The sequence below is a fragment of the Pedobacter sp. AC163 genome (assembly GCF_979258665.1).
On sequence record NZ_OZ409872.1, the window covers coordinates 4,183,715 to 4,201,465 of the forward strand.

At 38.9% G+C, this 17,751-nt stretch carries 11 protein-coding genes; 9 read left to right on the forward strand and 2 right to left on the reverse strand.

Translation table 11 applies throughout. The features are described from left to right. Positions 1-171: 171 nt before the first annotated feature. Positions 172-2,106: a DEAD/DEAH box helicase gene (locus ACZZZK_RS18010; protein ID WP_056848702.1), complete on the reverse strand. Its 1,935-nt coding sequence runs from the start codon at positions 2,104-2,106 to the stop codon at positions 172-174. A gap of 549 nt (positions 2,107-2,655) precedes the next feature. Here ACZZZK_RS18010 and ACZZZK_RS18015 point away from each other — a divergent pair. After that, positions 2,656-3,663, forward strand: coding sequence for an IS110 family RNA-guided transposase (locus ACZZZK_RS18015; protein ID WP_463483753.1), 1,008 nt, complete (start codon positions 2,656-2,658; stop codon positions 3,661-3,663). Between the two features lie 64 nt (positions 3,664-3,727). Here ACZZZK_RS18015 and ACZZZK_RS18020 read toward each other — a convergent pair whose 3' ends face one another. Next, complete coding sequence (locus ACZZZK_RS18020; RefSeq protein ID WP_463485327.1) at positions 3,728-4,195, reverse strand: DUF4293 domain-containing protein; 468 nt, start codon at positions 4,193-4,195, stop codon at positions 3,728-3,730. 282 nt (positions 4,196-4,477) lie between these two features. On the opposite strand from ACZZZK_RS18020, the gene ACZZZK_RS18025 reads away from it, so the two are divergent. From ACZZZK_RS18025 to ACZZZK_RS18060, 8 genes are all read left to right on the forward strand, one after another. After that, positions 4,478-6,970 (forward strand): alpha/beta hydrolase-fold protein, encoded by a 2,493-nt coding sequence (locus ACZZZK_RS18025; RefSeq protein ID WP_463485328.1) that lies wholly within the window; start codon positions 4,478-4,480, stop codon positions 6,968-6,970. 69 nt (positions 6,971-7,039) lie between these two features. Then, entirely contained in the window at positions 7,040-7,792 is a 753-nt protein-coding gene (truA, locus tag ACZZZK_RS18030) for a tRNA pseudouridine(38-40) synthase TruA (RefSeq protein WP_463486304.1), read from the forward strand. A 196-nt stretch (positions 7,793-7,988) separates the two neighbouring features. Continuing rightward, the gene (locus ACZZZK_RS18035) at positions 7,989-9,761 is read left to right on the forward strand and encodes an ABC transporter ATP-binding protein (RefSeq protein WP_463485329.1); all 1,773 of its coding nucleotides are present in this window, start codon (positions 7,989-7,991) and stop codon (positions 9,759-9,761) included. A gap of 36 nt (positions 9,762-9,797) precedes the next feature. Then, on the forward strand, positions 9,798-10,385 hold the full coding sequence (locus tag ACZZZK_RS18040; protein WP_463485330.1) for an RNA polymerase sigma factor: 588 nt from the start codon (positions 9,798-9,800) through the stop codon (positions 10,383-10,385). Between the two features lie 90 nt (positions 10,386-10,475). After that, a complete protein-coding gene (locus ACZZZK_RS18045) occupies positions 10,476-11,651 on the forward strand; it encodes a FecR family protein (RefSeq protein ID WP_463485331.1) in 1,176 nt (391 codons plus the stop codon). 163 nt (positions 11,652-11,814) lie between these two features. Beyond that, positions 11,815-15,126 (forward strand): TonB-dependent receptor, encoded by a 3,312-nt coding sequence (locus tag ACZZZK_RS18050; protein ID WP_463485332.1) that lies wholly within the window; start codon positions 11,815-11,817, stop codon positions 15,124-15,126. Positions 15,127-15,137: 11 nt separating this feature from the next. After that, on the forward strand, positions 15,138-16,532 hold the full coding sequence (locus tag ACZZZK_RS18055) for a RagB/SusD family nutrient uptake outer membrane protein (protein WP_463485333.1): 1,395 nt from the start codon (positions 15,138-15,140) through the stop codon (positions 16,530-16,532). A 122-nt stretch (positions 16,533-16,654) separates the two neighbouring features. Then, positions 16,655-17,746 (forward strand): cyanophycinase, encoded by a 1,092-nt coding sequence (locus ACZZZK_RS18060; protein ID WP_463485334.1) that lies wholly within the window; start codon positions 16,655-16,657, stop codon positions 17,744-17,746. Positions 17,747-17,751: the final 5 nt, after the last annotated feature.

The window sequence follows — 17,751 nt, forward strand, 5'->3', positions numbered from 1 at the left end:
TAAAATAAAAACGAAAGCCTTTCATTTTTGGATATTTATAAGCGATCAAAACCTTTTAAATGAAAATTAATCACTTACAGCAATCAAATTTCATCTGTTCAAAAACCTTTATAATAAAAAAAGCCGTCCTGAATAGACAGGACGGCTTCTAAAATATTTGGTTTTAGTGATTTACCATTTTTTTCTGCGTTCGCCACTTCCGCCTTCTCTACTTCCACCTTCTCTGCGTCCGCTTCCACCTTCTCTACTTCCACCTTTTTCATCACGGCTACGTCCAGAGAAATCTCTGAAACCACCACCAGCGTTTCCACCTTCTCTGCTTCCGCCTTCTCTACGACCGCTACCGCCAGAACTTCTTCTGTCGCCACCGCCGCTGCCGCCACGGTAACCACCGCCACCGCCACTTCTGCGTTCACCGCCGAAACCACCGCTACGTCTTTCACCGCCACCGCGTCTTTCGCCAGCACCTTCGCCACGACCACCATCTCCGCTTTTCTCGATACGTACTGCACGACCGTTAAACTCAACAGATTTAAAGCCTTCGAAAACTTTATCAGCAACATCATCTTCCACCTCAAAGAAAGAGAAAACACCTTTCAAGTCGATTTTACCAACGCTTTTGCCAGCAATTTTTCCGTTGTTACAGATAAATGATAACATATCGCCACGGGTAAATTCATCTACCGAACCTAAGTTGATAAACAAACGGGTGTAACCTTCGCTACCACGTCCGCGTCTTTCCCCACGTTCACCTCTTTCGCCACGATCATCGCCAACAGCTGCATTTAAATCAGGTGCTTTAGAATAGTAGTCTAAGAAACGGTTAAATTCTAAAGAAGCAAAACGTTTGATTACATCCTCTTTAGATAAATCTTTAAATTCATCCATAATACGCGGAATGTATTGATCAATTTGCTCCACATTAACTTCTACATTATGTACTTTGTGTACCAATGAGAATAATTGTTTTTCACAAACATCAAATCCGGTAGGAAGCTCAGCTTTAGTAAATTGTTTACCAATAATGCGCTCCAACTGACGGATTTTACCAAGTTCTTTAGAGTTGATGATACAAATTGAAATACCAGTTTTACCAGCACGACCAGTACGGCCAGAACGGTGGGTATAACTCTCAATTTCATCAGGTAAAGAATAGTTAATTACGTGAGTTACATTGTTTACATCGATACCACGGGCAGCAACATCAGTAGCAATTAACAATTGCATGTTGCGCTCACGGAAACGTTGCATTACTTTATCACGTTGTTGTTGCGATAAATCGCCGTGTAAAGCATCAGCATTGTAACCATCTTTAATTAAGTGCTCAGCAACATCTTGTGTATCCAATTTGGTTTTACAAAATACTACGGCAAAAATTTCAGGGTTGAAATCTACAATACGTTTTAAGGCAGCGTATTTATCACGGGCACGAACAATATAATATTCGTGTTCGATGTTAACGTTACCAGTGTTTTTTGTGCCCATGGTTAACTCTACAGGCTCGTTCATGTATTTTTTAGCAATACGGCGAACTTCTGCCGGCATTGTAGCCGAGAATAACCAGGTTTTTTTGTCATCAGGAGTAGTTGATAAAATGTCGTTGATGTCATCCTGGAAACCCATGTTTAACATCTCGTCAGCTTCATCAAGCACAACATATTTAACGTTTGAAAAATCAATTGCCTTACGGCCAATGATATCCAACATACGGCCGGGCGTGGCCACTACGATTTGAACGCCTTGGCGTATTTCACGTAGTTGTTGCATAATGTTCGCGCCACCGTAAACGGCAACAACGTGGGCATTAGCAACGTTTTTAGAAAAGTTTTTAAGGTCGTTAGCGATCTGTAAGCATAACTCACGGGTAGGGCATAAAATTAATGCCTGTGGTTTATTAACTTTAAAATCGATTAGTTCTAACAGCGGCAAACCAAATGCGGCTGTTTTTCCTGTTCCTGTTTGGGCCAAACCAACAAAATCATTAGTGCCTTCTAACAGTACAGGAATACTTTGCTCCTGAATAGGCGTTGGAGTTTCAAATCCAAGGTCCTTTACGGCATTAACGACGTCATCACTTATCCCCAATAATTGAAATGGGTTTGTCATTCGTCTTTTATTTTTAATTGAGCCGCAAAGGTACGGTTAATATTCCGTATTTTATTGATAGTTAGTTAAATAGTTTTTTGAGCTAAATAATTGAAAATAAGCAAGAAAGAAATTAAGGGTAAGATGGTATTGGAAATAGAAAATAGACGAAGGTAAATTAGCAGCGAAATGTTTGTTAATAGCTGCAAAATTTGAAAATCAAATCCTGCTTTCTGTGGTTTAAATCAGTCCCGCTTTACACTGCAATCTTTTACCCCTAAATCCCCTGAAGGGGACTTTGCCTTAAGCCCCTTTAGGGGCTGGGGTAAAAAGTATTTTCGTTTCAATCCCTTAGGTTTGAATATTCTTAGAAATATTTGAGATTTGAATAAAACCTTAACGGCAGTGCTGCACTTTGGCTCGATCTAGGTTAAAGACCTAAAACCCGTATCAGAGCACTGCCGTTTGTTGAACAAGAACCATATAGAATTTTAGTCTTCGCTGGACCGTTAAGGGATTTAGTTTTATTCAACATTAAGGTTTGTTTTTTCCACTTAACAACCCAAAGTTATGAATTACAGATTATTTGCGGGCATCGATGTTTCAAAAATGAAAACAGATGTAGTGTTTTTTCTTACTGAAAATCCTGATGAGCAGTTTCATGGCACCTTTAGCAACAATGAGGAAGGCTGTAAGGAAATGGTGGCCTGGATGCAGGAGCTTACCGGCCTTTCGATTGCTGAGATGCTTTTTTGCGCAGAGGATACCGGACTCTACACACTTCCTATCTGCACCTATTTTGACGGACAGGGCGGAAATCTCTGGGTTGAGAACGCCCTGAGGCTTAAGCGCTCCCTTGGTCTAAAACGTGGCAAATCTGATAAGGCAGATGCTGCCGAAATAGCCAACTATGGTTTTTTACATAGGCGCAAAGCTGTTCTTTTTAAACTTCCGAGCAAAACCATAAGCAAGCTAAAGCATTTATTGAGCTGTAGAAAGCAGCTTGTGAAGCAACAGACGGCATTAAAAAACGCAAGTGGAGAGCTGGAAGCTTTCGATGGAGATTCAGCGGATTTTACATTGGAGATCAGGAAGTCACTGATCAAAGAATATGACAAGAAAATTGACATGATTGAAGCGGAACTTATAAGATGTGTAAAAGCGGACAAACTACTTGAAAAGCAATATCGTCTGGTCAACTCCGTATACTGTATAGGGCCTCAGACAGCGATGTTTATCGTGGTCCTTACGCAAGGATTCAGTCTGTTCGAGGATCCCAGGAAGTTTGCCTGTTATTGTGGTATTGCCCCTTTCGGAAATACCTCTGGAACAACACTAAAGGGGAAACCAAAGGTTAGCCACCTGGCAAATAAAAGAATAAAAACACTACTTACCATGTGTGCGCTCAACACAATCAAAAAGGATAATGAGTTCAAAAGGTATTATGACAGAAAGATACAAGAAGGAAAGCATCATTCAGCTGTTCTAAACGTATTGAGAAACAAACTGGTCAGCAGAGCTTTTGCAGCAGTATTGAAAGACAGACCCTATAAGAAAGATCTTTATAATGCTGCCTAAATATTTTAAAATTTATTTGCAAAAACCATAGAATACGGGTTTAAAAGGCAAAAACAGCACAATATTAACGCAACCTTTCAGCAGAGCGAATTAACCTCTCATCTTTATTAATGCCAAAAATGGCTAAAATTATAAATAAGATTGCAAGAGCGGGTAGGTAGGCACCTACTCCAAAACTTGCGCCATCAATTCCTCCAGGAAGTTGTTTGGCGTAAACACTGCACCAAAAAGCAAAACCAATAATCAACACGATGTTTAGAATCGCTATTCTTTTTTGAACACTTCTTCGTTTGAAATTGAAGATGTTGGCAAAACTCATTAAAGCTACCGCGATATTGGTGATAAACAACGGAAGGAAGTCACTCACAGTTACTCCTGAACCGGACTTTCCTATAACCGCTTTATGTAAGCCATTCGTATAAATCTCAGCTACAGTTGGCCCTGTTTCTTTGAATGCAATTGGAAAGAAAATCATTAACGCCAATGTTAAAGCTGCTAGTAATAGCCAAATGGTTTGTATTCTTTGTATCATGTTAATTTAAAATAATAGGCAATTATAGGAATTCTATTTCATCCTTAAAAAAACATTTTCTTGCTCTGCTAATCAACTACTGTCAAATTTTTAAATTTATCACCGTAAGCTTATTTCATTAATGTAACAAATAGGTGAAAATGAGTGGTAGACCCTTTTTTTAATGATGATCTGAAATTTATAGCGGATATTAGTCAAAACCAATTGTTCAGATAAATTACGACGCCCTTCAGTTATAAAAACTAATTTAATTCAAACTCGCATCACTCAATAAAACGATTTATGTTAAAACACTTATTTACCTTAATTATTTTAATTGCGGCATCAAAAGCTTTTGCTCAAGATACCCTTAAATTTGAAAATGCACTTACGGTGGCCAGCGGAAGTCGCTATGGCCGTGAGGCAATATACACCGATCAGCTAGCCTATAAAATGGCAAACGGCACCTTACAAACGCCAAATGAAAGGGGCGAATTTACTAGCAGTGTGAACGGTGAAAAAATTCTTTGGAAAGCAATTAAAGCAGATGCAAATGGTCGTTTCAGTGTATTTACCAGAAGGTCGACGCAAACCACCAACAATCCTTTTTTAAATCCGGGAGGTATAGACAGAGGTTCCGATTACATCTACTTAAGCTATACTTCTCCAAAAGCGCAAACGGCCATTTTGAACGTAATTGGCGGTAATACACTGTTTTTTAATGGTACTCCACATATGGGCGATCCTTACGGGTCTGGTTATATGCACATCCCTGTGCAATTGAAAAAAGGAGTTAACGAACTTTTTGTTCGCGGTGCAAGCATTCTGCCAAGAATCATTGTAAATGTTAAACCGTTAATCATCCATACAGATGACCTCACGCTACCTCATATTGTAGTCAATGAAATAAACGGAATATTGAAAGGTGCCATAACCATTAGCAATTCTTCTTTAAATGATGAAGATTCTTTACAGATAAAAACAATTTTGAATGGCAGGCAGAAAGAAAAACGGATCGCGAAAATCTTAAAATTAAGTATGAGAAAGTCGATTTTCGAATTCGACGCCAGCGCAGTTAGAGCGGAAGGTAATTATAATCTGGAGATTCAGCTATTAAAAAATGGAAAAATTGCTGATCAGCAAACCTTGTCAGTTGAAGCCGTAAAGGGTTCATCAAGTTATAAGCAAACCTTTATCAGTAAAATAGATGGCAGTTTGCAATATTTTGCCGTAACTCCTCAACTAGGTGGTTGGAAGACTAATTCAGCCTTGTTTCTTTCTGTACACGGCGCTGGGGTAGAAGCAATAGGGCAGGCACGGGCTTACAAGTCAAAAGATTGGGGTACAGTTGCAGCTGCTACCAATCGCCGGCCACGCGGTTTTAACTGGGAAGATTGGGGGCGTCAGGATGCGCTTGAGGTTTTGGAACTGGTGAAAAAACAATTTAAACCGAATGAAAAGCAGATTTACCTTACTGGTCACTCTATGGGCGGACACGGTACCTGGTTTTTAGGTGCCACCTATCCCGATAAGTGGGCAGCCATTGCTCCGGCGGCTGGTTATGCTTCCTTAAAAGATTATGGCTCTGCGGATGGTAAAATTCCAGATAGCAGCAAAAATATGATCGAAAAGATGTTGCTGAGAGCGGGAAATCAAAGCGATGTGCCAAAATTAGCCACTAACTATAAACAGCTTGGGGTGTATATTTTGCATGGCGATGCAGATCGAGTTGTTCCTGTAAGTTACGCCCGACAAATGAAAAAAGTGCTGGCAGATTTTCATCCTGATTTTAGCTATTACGAATATCCAGGTGGCGAACATTGGTTTGGTGATCAAAGTGTAGATTGGCCGCCAATATTTAATTTTTTTAAATGGCATAACATCGAAGCTGATTCTGCTGTCAACCATATTGATTTCATTACCTCCAGTCCGGGTATTTCTGCAACTTATCGCTGGGCTACAATTCATCAGCAAATTCAGCCTTTACAATACAGCCGGATAATTTTGAACAGAGATAGGAAGTCTTCATCCATAACTGGTAGAACAGAAAATATTGAGATGTTGCGTTTAGCCTTAACAGAATTTGGCGTTAAAACTAGTGTTAAAATCACTTTGGATAGTTTAGCTGATATCAATTACATCACGCAAACCGATCACGATACACTAACACTGGAAAAGTATGATCAACAGTGGCAAATTGCAAAAGGAATTAATGTTCAAAATAAGAATCCGCTTAGATCTGGTAGGTTTAAAGAAGCCTTTAATTACAATATGATATTTGTTGTTGGCACCAAAGGCAATGCTTATGCCAATCAAGCTAACTTAAATAAAGCAAAATATGATGCGGAAAGCTGGTATTACCGTGGCAACGGAGCTGTGGATATCATTACGGACAAAGAATTTTTGGGTTCGAAATATGCAGGGAGAAATATCATTTTGTATGGTAATTCGGAAAATAACAGCGCATGGAAAGCACTCCTGAAAGATTGTCCGATTCAGGTAAGCAATACGCAAATAACGGCTGGAAAACATCAATGGAAAGGAGCTGACCTAGCTGCATATTATATTTGGCCTCAAAAAGATCCCAAGCTTTTAATTGGTGTTGTTGCTGGAACAGGTGCTGTAGGTACAAAAGTGGCTTATGCCAATCAATATTTTGCTGGTGGAAGTGGGTTTCCTGATTTTATGATTTTTTCATCCGATCTACCCAAACAAGGAAGCAAGGGTATAAAATTAACCGGATTCTACAACAATAAATGGCAACTTGATGAAAAGGGTGTCGCTAAATCTGAATAAGAATCATTTGAATGTAATTTGGAATGCTTGTCCTTTGAAGTAAAAGGAAAAAAGTATTTTTGCAGCGCTTTGAGTAAAAAAAGGTATTTCATACAAATTGCTTATGATGGCAGCTTATATCACGGTTGGCAAATTCAGCCCAATGCAATAACTGTGCAGGAGCTTTTGGATAAAGCAATGTCCACATTTTATCGTCAGCCAATAGAAACTTTGGGCTGCGGCCGGACGGATTCTGGGGTTCATGCTACGGAGTTCTTTGCGCATTTCGATGTGGAAGATCTGGAAGAATCGAAAGTGATACAGGCGGTAGCAGGAATAAATGCCATGCTGCCTTACCAAATTGCTGCGAAAAGAATTATTCCGGTTGAAGACAGCGCACATGCTCGTTTTGATGCCAGTGCGAGAGCCTATAAATATTATCTGCATTTCGAAAAAGATCCTTTTAAATTAAATCGATCTTGGTTGGTTAAAGATAGGCTTGATATAGCATTAATGAATCAGGCAGCTGCTATATTGATGGAGTACATCGATTTTTCTTGTTTCAGTAAATCAAATACCCAAACTTTTACTAATAATTGTAAAATTGTAGAAGCTAGCTTCGAAGCTCTAGAAGACGGTTTGGTTTTTACCATTCAAGCTGATCGCTTTTTAAGAAACATGGTTCGGGCAATAATGGGCACTTTGGTTAGAGTAGGAAAACATGAAATAACACTCGAAGAATTTAAAGGAATAATTGAAAGCAAAAATCGCAGCAAAGCTGGTCAGTCAGTTCCTGCATGCGGTTTATATTTAGTTAAAGTTGAATACCCGTATATAAAGTAAAATCAGTTAGCCGTTACCGGTTTTCAGTTAACAGTTACCGGTCGGGGTGCGAAAAAAAGGTTTTTAAAAAAAAATGTTAACAGTTACCGGTTACCGGTCGGGTGCAAAAAGAATTTTTAGGTTAATTAAACCTATAGCCGAAACAATTTCTAAACAGATAACAGATAACAGATAACAGATAACAGACAACAGACAAATGGCAGTAACAGGCGAAGTATATAACACAGGATTGCTTAAACGTATTTTTCAATACGTGAAGCCTTATCGTGCTGTTTTTGTTTGGTCGGTTATTTTAACGGTTTTGCTGGCAGCCATTTCCCCAGTCCGGCCTTTTTTAATCAAATACACCCTCGATCATTATATCCTCTTGGGAAACTATTCTGGCCTGGTACAAATGACCATGCTGATGATTTTTATGTTGATCTTGCAAACGCTGATTCAATATAATCACACGCTGTTAACCAATACGCTGGGCCAATCTGTTATTCGCGATTTGCGGATAAAAGTTTTCAATCATATTACCAGTCTACGGTTGAAATATTTCGATAAAACGCCTATCGGACAGTTAATTACCAGGACAGTCTCTGATTTGGAAACCATCGCTGATATATTTTCGGAAGGTTTAATCTCGATGATTGGCGATTCGTTGCAAGTGGTGGTAATTGTTGGCGTAATGCTTTATACCGATTGGGAATTAAGTCTCGTGGTGCTATTGCCGATCCCTTTATTGATTGTAGCCACTAGAAAATTTCAGAAAGCCATTAAGGTGGCATTCCAGGAAATTAGAAATGAGGTTTCTAACCTGAACACTTTTTTGCAAGAACATATTACCGGGGTTTCTATCGTACAGTATTTTGCCCGTGAAAGGCAGGAATACAAAAAGTTTTATGCGATAAATAAACGCTATCGCGATGCCAATATCCGTTCCAACTGGTATTATTCTATCTTTTTTCCAGTTGTAGAACTGATTTCGGCAATGTCTTTAGGTTTGCTGGTTTGGTACGGCGCAAAAAGTATTTTAGCGAAACCGATTGACGTTACGCCAGGAACCATCACCCAATTTATTATGTATCTGGGGATGGTTTTTACGCCGATTCGCCAACTGGCGGATAAATTTAATACCCTACAGATGGGAATGGTTGGAGCAGAGCGGGTTTTTAAGGTTTTAGATACCAACGAAGTGACCGTTAACAATGGAACCGAAAAGCCAGCGAAACTGGATGGAAATATCGAGTTTAAAAACGTTTGGTTTGCTTATAACGACGAGCAGTACGTATTGAAAGATTTAACTTTCGAAGTGAAAGCTGGAGAAACTGTGGCCTTGGTGGGGGCTACTGGTGCGGGAAAATCATCTACCATTAACATCTTAAATCGCTTTTACGAAGTTAAAAAAGGCGAAATTACGGTCGACGGAATAAAAATTGAAGATTTTGAACTCGACTATCTGAGAAGAAATATTGCCACAGTTCTGCAGGACGTTTTCTTGTTTTCGGATACAATCCTAAATAACATCACCTTAAATAATGCTGAAATCACGATTGAGGAAGTGGTGAATGCAGCAAAAAAAGTAGGTGCTCATGAATTTATCGAGCGTTTGCCAGGCGGCTATCAATATAATGTGATGGAGAGAGGTGCTACACTTTCTGCAGGTCAGGCGCAATTAATTTCCTTCATCAGGGCTTTGGTGCACAATCCAGCCATTTTGGTTCTGGATGAGGCGACATCATCGGTAGATACAGAAACCGAATTATTGATTCAGAAGGCGATCGATAACCTGATGGAAGGAAGAACTTCCATCGTGATCGCACACCGTTTATCAACCATTCAGAAAGCCAATCAAATTATCGTACTTGATAAAGGCGAAATTAAAGAGAAGGGAACTCACCAACAATTGCTGAAGCTAAACGGTTATTACAAAAAGCTTTACGATTTGCAATTCTCGTCCGGAGGGATCGCCAAAAGTTCTTAAAAATGATTATGTTTGGGTTTCCTATAAACCTGATTATTGAACGCGTCGAGAAATAGTGAGCACGATAAGGTACTTTTTGACTTACTAAAGCAAGGAGACGAGGCAGCATTTGGAAAAATTTACAAACTTTATTGGGTAGAGCTTTATAACGCCGCTTATAAACGTTTGCCAGAAAAGGAAAAATGCCAGGATGTAATCCAAAATGTTTTCGCCGATCTTTGGAACAGACGAGAAATACTGGAATTGGAAAATCCACTGGCTTACCTGCATACCGCGGTAAAGTTTCAGGTGTTGAAACATATCTCCAGAACACCAAAAAATAGCTTTTTTACAGAATCTTTTGAAAACCAATTGATATCTCCATTGCAAGCAGATGGGGAATTGTTAGATCGGGAAGTAAAAGGTTTACTGGAATTATTTATCAAAGCACTCCCGGAAAAGCGTAGAAAAATCTTCTTGTTACACTATTTTGAAGGTTTATCTACTGCAAAAATTTCTGTCCAGCTAAATATATCGCAAAAAACGGTGCAAAATCAATTAACTACTGCCACCCATGCGCTAAAATTTCGATTAACACACCTATTTGTGTTTCTGGTCTCGTTTTATTTCGCTTTTTTCAATTAAAAAATTTTTTACCGACTTTTTTTGAAAAATATTTGAATTTATTTTGGGATATTTTTTCTTTTCTGGTACAGTATAAGAAAAGCCAGAAAAATGAGCGCCTTCAAACCCAAGAATGAGTTAAACGATATTATTAAACGCTATCTATCTGGCAAGGCAAGTGCTGAAGAGATTTCTTTCATTGACGAATATTATAATTTTCTTGGAAAAAGAGATATTTCCGGACAGGTGCCGAACGAAGAACTTCAATTCTTGGAAGATCAGAACTTCAAAGCTATTCAAAATAAAATCGCTGCTGATAAAAAATCTACTCTAATTTCATTTTATAAATACATTTCGATCGCCGCTTCATTGGTACTGGTTTGCGGAAGCATATTTTTCCTGAGAGATCAAAAAATAATATCCAGTTCAAGTACAACTAAAGCCAAGGTAGAAAATTTAGATGTACTTCCTGGTTTAGACAAGGCCATTTTAACATTAGCGAATGGGAAAAAAGTGGTTCTTGATGTCAATACAGCTGCAAACATCAGTAATACAAACGGAATTAGCATCTCGAAAACTGAAGATGGGAAATTGGTTTATACTGTTCTTAACCGTGAAAGTTTTGATAAATCAAGTGTTTCATTTAATACCATCGAAACCCCGAATGGTGGTCAATATCAAATTGTTTTGCCCGACGGGACGAAAGTTTGGCTAAACGCTGCTTCCTCATTAAGATACCCAGAAGTATTTGTTGGTAATGAGCGTTCGGTTCAATTAACAGGCGAAGCTTATTTTGAAGTGGCTAAAAATAAAACGAAACCATTCCACGTAAAAAGCAAAAACCAGGATGTGGAAGTATTGGGAACACATTTCAACATCAACAGTTATATGGATGACAAAACCATAAAAACCACACTGTTAGAGGGTAGTATCAAAATTAGTAATCAAAAATCTAATAAAATTTTAAAACCTGGCGAGCAGGCAATAGCGGGAATAGCAGAAAATGCTTTTATCCATGTATCAAATGATGTAGACCTTGATGACCAAGTGGCCTGGAAAAATGGACTATTCCGTTTTAACGATTCGGAGCTGCGGGATGTTTTGATTCAACTGGAGCGGTGGTACGATGTAAAAATCGACTATTCATCGCTTCCCAATAAAAGATACAATGGCATGGTGCCAAGAAAATCGAAGTTATCACAAGTTTTGGCCATGCTGGAGAAAACGGGTAACATCAAATTTCAACTCACCGAAGGGAAGCGACTAAAAGTGATCTCAAAAACATAATTAAGAATAACTACTGGCTTCAGAGCCGATCAAACAATAACTAATCAATTTAACCTTAAACCAAACTGAATGTATGAACTTTTACACTCGAAGTAGTAATCTCTTGTCAGAAAAAACAAAGGGCTTTACTGCAAACTATTTAAACCAAAAAATTATTAGAACTATGAAAATATTTGTTTTTCTAATGACTATTTTATGTGTTCAGGTAAGTGCGAATGCATTTTCTCAACGCATTAATATTAGCCAAAAGAATGTTCCATTGGTACGTGTTTTAAAAGAAATTAAACGCCAAACTGGTTATTTCTTTTTGTATGATACCGATTTAGTTCAGCAAAAATCAAAGCCTGTAACCATCGATCTAAAAAATGCAGAGCTAAGTGAAGTATTAACGCAAACGCTAAAATCACAACCATTTGGTTGGGAAATTAAAGACAATACCATTCTGATTTTTCCTAAATCATCCAATAACGAAAGCTTAAAAGCTATAGATGTAACCGGAAAAGTTGTTGATGAAAACGGAAACCCAATGCCAGGCGCTTCAGTACGGGTTAAAGGACAATCGGCTAGTACCGTAAGTGATAGCAACGGTAACTTTACCATTAGAAATGTAGATGAAAACGCAGTTTTAGTGATTTCTTACATAGGATATACCGATAAAGAGATTGCTGCAAAATCGCAAATGGGTGCTGTTAAATTATCGCCATCTGCCGGAACATTGAGCGATGTAGTGGTAACCGGTTATACCAATTATACCAAAACACAATCTGCTGCGGCAAGTTCGTTGGTATCGGCCGATAAAATTAATACCGTTCCAGGATTAACTGTTGATCAAATTTTACAAGGCCGCGTTCCGGGAATGAGTGTAATTTCTACTTCCGGACAGCCAGGTCAGAGTGCATCAGTTGTCATTCGCGGTATTGGAAGTATAAATGGTTCATCTACGCCACTTTTTGTTTTAGATGGTGTACCAATTGAAGCAGGTTATTTTCAAACCATCAATCCAGAAGATATTGAATCTGCAACTGTGTTAAAAGATGCTTCTGCTAAAGCGCTTTATGGTTCAAGAGGATCGAATGGTGTTATTGTTTTGACCACTAAAAAAGGTAAGGCAGGCAGATTAGCGGTGAATTATACTTCCCAATATGGTTTTTCAAATTTGAGCAGACCAAATTTCGAAATGATGAACACCCAACAACGTTTGCAGTTTGAAGAGGAAATTGGGGCAAGTTTTGGCCGTAACATCGGTCCGGGTTGGACGTATTCGCCAAAAAATCCTACTTATGCTGCCGGAACACCTGCAACTCGTGCCCGTGCTGATTATATTATCGACAGTTTAAAACAAATCAATACCGATTGGCGGGATATTTTCTTTCAGCGAGGTAAATTTCAAGAACAACAGGTAAGTGTAAGCGGTGGTAATGACAAACTTCGTTTTTACAATTCCTTAAATTACTATAGCCAGGAAGGCGTTGCAAAACGTACAGGTCTTGACCGTTACTCGTTAAGAAGTAACCTTGATTTTAATGATGGCAAATTCAGCGGAAGCACAAATGTTGCCATTGGTTATTCTCAATCTAGCTTCACCGAAGGCGAGGGTGGTACAGGTGCTGGTACCGCAATGGCTTCTGTTTATTATGCCTTGCCTTACGAAAATCCATATGCATCTGATGGTACTCTGGTGCATCCGGGAAACAGATCTCAATATTTTATTTTAGATCAGCGTGAGGGTAGTCAGGCTTTAGAACGTTTATTGAATTCTTCAGATAAAACAGAACAATTTAAGTCTATTATCAGCACTAATTTCGCTTATCAGATTTTACCAGAGTTAAAAGTAACAACAAGAGCAGGTATTGATTATCGTCAGTCGACAGACCAACAGTTTATTAACCCAGATTCTTATTATGGATCGAGAAGTGTGGCCAATACATTGGGTGGGAGAGGAAGGTTAACTGACGCAAGCAGAAGAAACTTTAATATCATTTCTACCACTGGTTTAACTTACGCTAAGAAATTTAATGAAATACACGATTTTGAAGCTTCTGCATTCTACGAATATGTGTACAACAACTACAATTCGTTTGGCTTCAGTGCATACGGTATTGATGGCCGTTTGCCAGAAACGCCGGCAGGTGCAACAAATGGTAGTGCTACTTTTTTACCAAGTACCACTGGCGGAAAAACTAAAAATGCATTGGCATCTATCATGGGGGTAGCCAGGTATACGTATGATGATAAATATACCTTAACGGGAAGTTACCGTTATGATGGATCTACACGAGTTGCTCCACAAAACAAATGGCATGGCTTCTATTCATTTGGTGCAAATTGGAACGCTAAAGGAGAGGAATTTTTAAAAAATAACGAGCTCATCAATGATTTAAGAGTTAGAGGAAGCTACGGTATTACTGCAAGTCCTTTTGGAGGAGATTTCCTTTATTTACCAACTTATGCGGTTAACACTTCATACGGTGGCGCATCTGCAATTAGAGCCACAACTCCGGGTAACGATGCTTTCGATTGGGAGTATGTAAAAGAATTTAACACAGGTTTTGATTTGGCCATGTTTAAAAATAGGTTGCGTATTACGGTTGATTACTATAATCGTAAAACAACTAACATGTTTATTAATCAGCCGCTTTCTGCAACATCTGGTTTTAGCGAGTTAAATTTAAGTGCTGGTGTAATGAGAAACAGAGGTGTGGAATTTGATGTAAGTGGCGATGTAATCAAGAACCAGGAGTTTATCTGGACTGTGGGTGTAAATGCAGGTTACAATAAAAATAAAATCCTTCACGTTACCGATTTAGTAGATTCTTATCCTGATGGCGACTCAAGGATTTTGAAAGTAGGTTTGCCTTATGGAACGTATTATGCTCCAGATTGGGCCGGTGTAAATCCTCAAACCGGAGAGCCACAATACTACAATTTAGATGGATCAATTACGACAGCTTACAACGTTAATACACAAAGCACTACCAATTCTGGCAGTCTATACCCAACGTTTACTGGTGGTTTTAACACTTCACTAAGTTATAAAGGCATTACGGCATCGGCATTATTTTCTTTCGTGACTAACGTAATGCGTTGGAATAATGAAGATTTTTACAACGAGAATCAACGTTATGCAACCAGTAACCAAACGGTTAGGATGTTAGAAAACAGATGGCAGGTTCTTGGTGATGCCGGTGATGATGCGATTTTGCAGAAGTTCGATCTTCCAAGAAACTTTACTTCAAAAGATATTCAGGATGCATCTTTCTTAAGATTAAGAAACGTGAACATTGGTTACTCGCTGCCAAAAAGCTTATTAGAAAAAACCAAAATTATCAAAGGAGTTAAAATTTTTGTTCAAGGTCAGAACTTATTCACCTGGACCAAATGGAGAGGTTTAGATCCTGAAAATAATGCAGTATATGGTCGCTTCCAATATCCAAATACCAGAACTTATACAGCTGGTTTAAATGTTAACTTTTAAAATTTACAGCAATGATTAATAAAATATATCAAAAATACATCCTTATATTTTCTTTGTTGGTTCTTACGGCATCGTCATGCAAGAAATTAGATTTGGTTCCTACAGATACCATTTCTCCAGATAAGGCATACAGAAATATCAGTGATATTAATTTAGGTGTTTTAGGTGCCTATGCGCTTTTAGATGGAGGTACTATTGGTGTTACCTCAACCGTTTCTGATGAGGCTACTTTTCCAACGGAAAACACAGTTGGTAATAGTGATGCCTTTAGGTGGTTATATAACGCTGGGAGCGGTTCTGTTACTTCGCAATATTATACTTTTTACGTCGCTATTGATCGTGTAAACAGAACTTTAGCAGGACTGGATGCCCTTACGTTGACTGGAGCAGATGCAACAACTGCTGCTCGTTATCGTGGTGAGTTGTTGGCCTTAAGAGCTTATTTTCATTTCGAATTGCTTCGTAACTATGCTTCGGCATATCAAACAGGTGCGTTAGGTGTTCCTTATATGCAGTTCTCAACCATTAGTTATCCAGCGAGAGATAATTTCGAAGTAGTTGTTGCTAATGCAAAAGCAGATCTTATTGCAGCAAAACCGCTAATTCCAACAACATTTACGGATAAAACACGCATTACAAAAGCAGTTGTATCCGCTATTCAAGCAAGATTAGCTTTGTATGAGAAAAATTGGAGTGAAGCAATTGCCTATGCCAATGAAGCCATTGCTGCTTTTCCACTGGCCACTAAAGCGCAATTCCCAGGTATTTGGACTGATGCCAATGATAGTGAAGTGATTTGGAAGGCAAAACGTGTGGGAACAACCGATTCAAGACTAGGCGATTTTTATTTCCGCCAGGCTGGAGGAATTGTCTTGTATGCGCCAGCTCAGAAATTGATTAATACTTTTGATAAAGTGAATGATTTACGCTATTCAGCTTATATCAGATTTGATGCTACCAGAACCGGAACAAGATCACAGTACCTGGTTAATAAATATATTGGCGGTACATCAACAGCTCCGGGTTTAACAGATATTAAATTATTCCGTACAGGTGAGATGTATTTAATTAAAGCGGAAGCTGAAGCAGAATCTACTGGTGACGCCGCTGGAGATTTAAATGCTTTACGTAATGCCCGTATCAACGGATATGTAAATGCTACTTTCGCTGATAAGCCAACATTAATAGCGGCCATTATGGAAGAGCGTTACAAGGAATTAGCGTTTGAAGGTCATCGTTTTTTCGATTTAAAAAGAAGGAATTTGCCTGTCGTAAGACTGGCTGTTGATGCTGCAAATGCTTCAGGGGCAGTTACTTTGCCAACTACCCAGGCGCAATATTCGTTTCCAATTCCAGCAGCAGAAATTTCAGTAAACAAGCAAACGATTCAAAATCCTAATTATTAGGTAAATCATAAGTGAATATTGCATGAGTCTTGTCACGTTGAGCTTGTCGAAACGCAAATAGAGATATCTGTTAGCTTTCGACAAGCTTTGGGTGATCATCATTTAACCTAGTAAATTTTAAAATGAAACAATCTTTTCTTATCATTTTGGTGGCTTGCTGTTTTTCTGTAATGGGCTGCAGTAAAACAACTGAAAGTCCAAAACCTCAACCAACAGGTAGTGGTACGGCCACACCTGTGGCTAAACGCCGACCTGCCTCAATCGGTATTGTTGGCGATAGTTCCAACGTAGTAAAATCTACAAATGGTGGAATGGTTTTAATGGGGGGTGGGGCCGACGTTGATGCCGCTTTTAAATGGATGATAGAAAGAAGTGGAGGAGGAGATGTGGTAGTTTTACGTGCTACCGGAACTGATGCTTACAATCCATATATCAATGGTTTGGGTAGTGTAAATTCCGTTGAAACTTTGTTAATCAACACGAAAGAATTGGCTAATAATGATACCGTAGCTTACATCATCCGCAATGCTGAAATGGTTTTTATCGCCGGTGGCGATCAATCTGATTATATGAGAAACTGGAAAGGAACAAAAACCGAGCAGGCATTAAATTATCTGTTAAATAATAAAAAGGCACCAGTTGGTGGAACAAGTGCGGGTTGTGCCGTTTTGGGTGGCTTTTACTATAGCGGGGAAACGGGCGGCCTTACTTCTGCACAAGCTTTAGCAAATCCTTATGACGCCAACGCTACGCTTTACAACAACGACTTTTTGAAAGCGCCATATTTGCAGAATGTAATTACCGATCAGCATTATTTAACCCGCGATCGGGAGGGAAGATCGGTCGTGTTTTTAGGTAGGATAAATAAAGATTGGAAAACACCAGCCAAATGCATCGCTGCTGATGAGCGTACCGCGGTTTGCATTGATAAGGATGGAATGGCTAAAGTTTTTGGAGATTATTCGGTAACCAGACCTTACAGCTATGCTTATTTCATTTCTTCTGATGCTGGTAAACAACCCGAGCAATTGGAACCATTTAAAAAGGCAATCTGGAGCAATGGTGAAAAAGCGTTGGCAGTTTATGAAATTGCTGCCTCGGTTAATGGTGGTGGAAGCTTTAATGTTGCTAACTTTAAGGCAAGTGAAGCCACCGGTGGAAAATGGTATTGGTGGTGGATTGATAACGGAGTTTTAAATAAAAGAGATCAATAAAATAA

What these genes read in the sequence shown, in the direction of transcription:
- ACZZZK_RS18010 (WP_056848702.1), bottom strand. Translation starts at nt 2,106, where the DNA reads ATGACAAACCCATTTCAATTATTGGGGATAAGTGATGACGTCGTTAAT.
- ACZZZK_RS18015 (WP_463483753.1), top strand. Translation starts at nt 2,656, where the DNA reads ATGAATTACAGATTATTTGCGGGCATCGATGTTTCAAAAATGAAAACA.
- ACZZZK_RS18020 (WP_463485327.1), bottom strand. Translation starts at nt 4,195, where the DNA reads ATGATACAAAGAATACAAACCATTTGGCTATTACTAGCAGCTTTAACA.
- ACZZZK_RS18025 (WP_463485328.1), top strand. Translation starts at nt 4,478, where the DNA reads ATGTTAAAACACTTATTTACCTTAATTATTTTAATTGCGGCATCAAAA.
- ACZZZK_RS18035 (WP_463485329.1), top strand. Translation starts at nt 7,989, where the DNA reads ATGGCAGTAACAGGCGAAGTATATAACACAGGATTGCTTAAACGTATT.
- ACZZZK_RS18045 (WP_463485331.1), top strand. Translation starts at nt 10,476, where the DNA reads ATGAGCGCCTTCAAACCCAAGAATGAGTTAAACGATATTATTAAACGC.
- ACZZZK_RS18050 (WP_463485332.1), top strand. Translation starts at nt 11,815, where the DNA reads ATGAAAATATTTGTTTTTCTAATGACTATTTTATGTGTTCAGGTAAGT.
- ACZZZK_RS18055 (WP_463485333.1), top strand. Translation starts at nt 15,138, where the DNA reads ATGATTAATAAAATATATCAAAAATACATCCTTATATTTTCTTTGTTG.
- ACZZZK_RS18060 (WP_463485334.1), top strand. Translation starts at nt 16,655, where the DNA reads ATGAAACAATCTTTTCTTATCATTTTGGTGGCTTGCTGTTTTTCTGTA.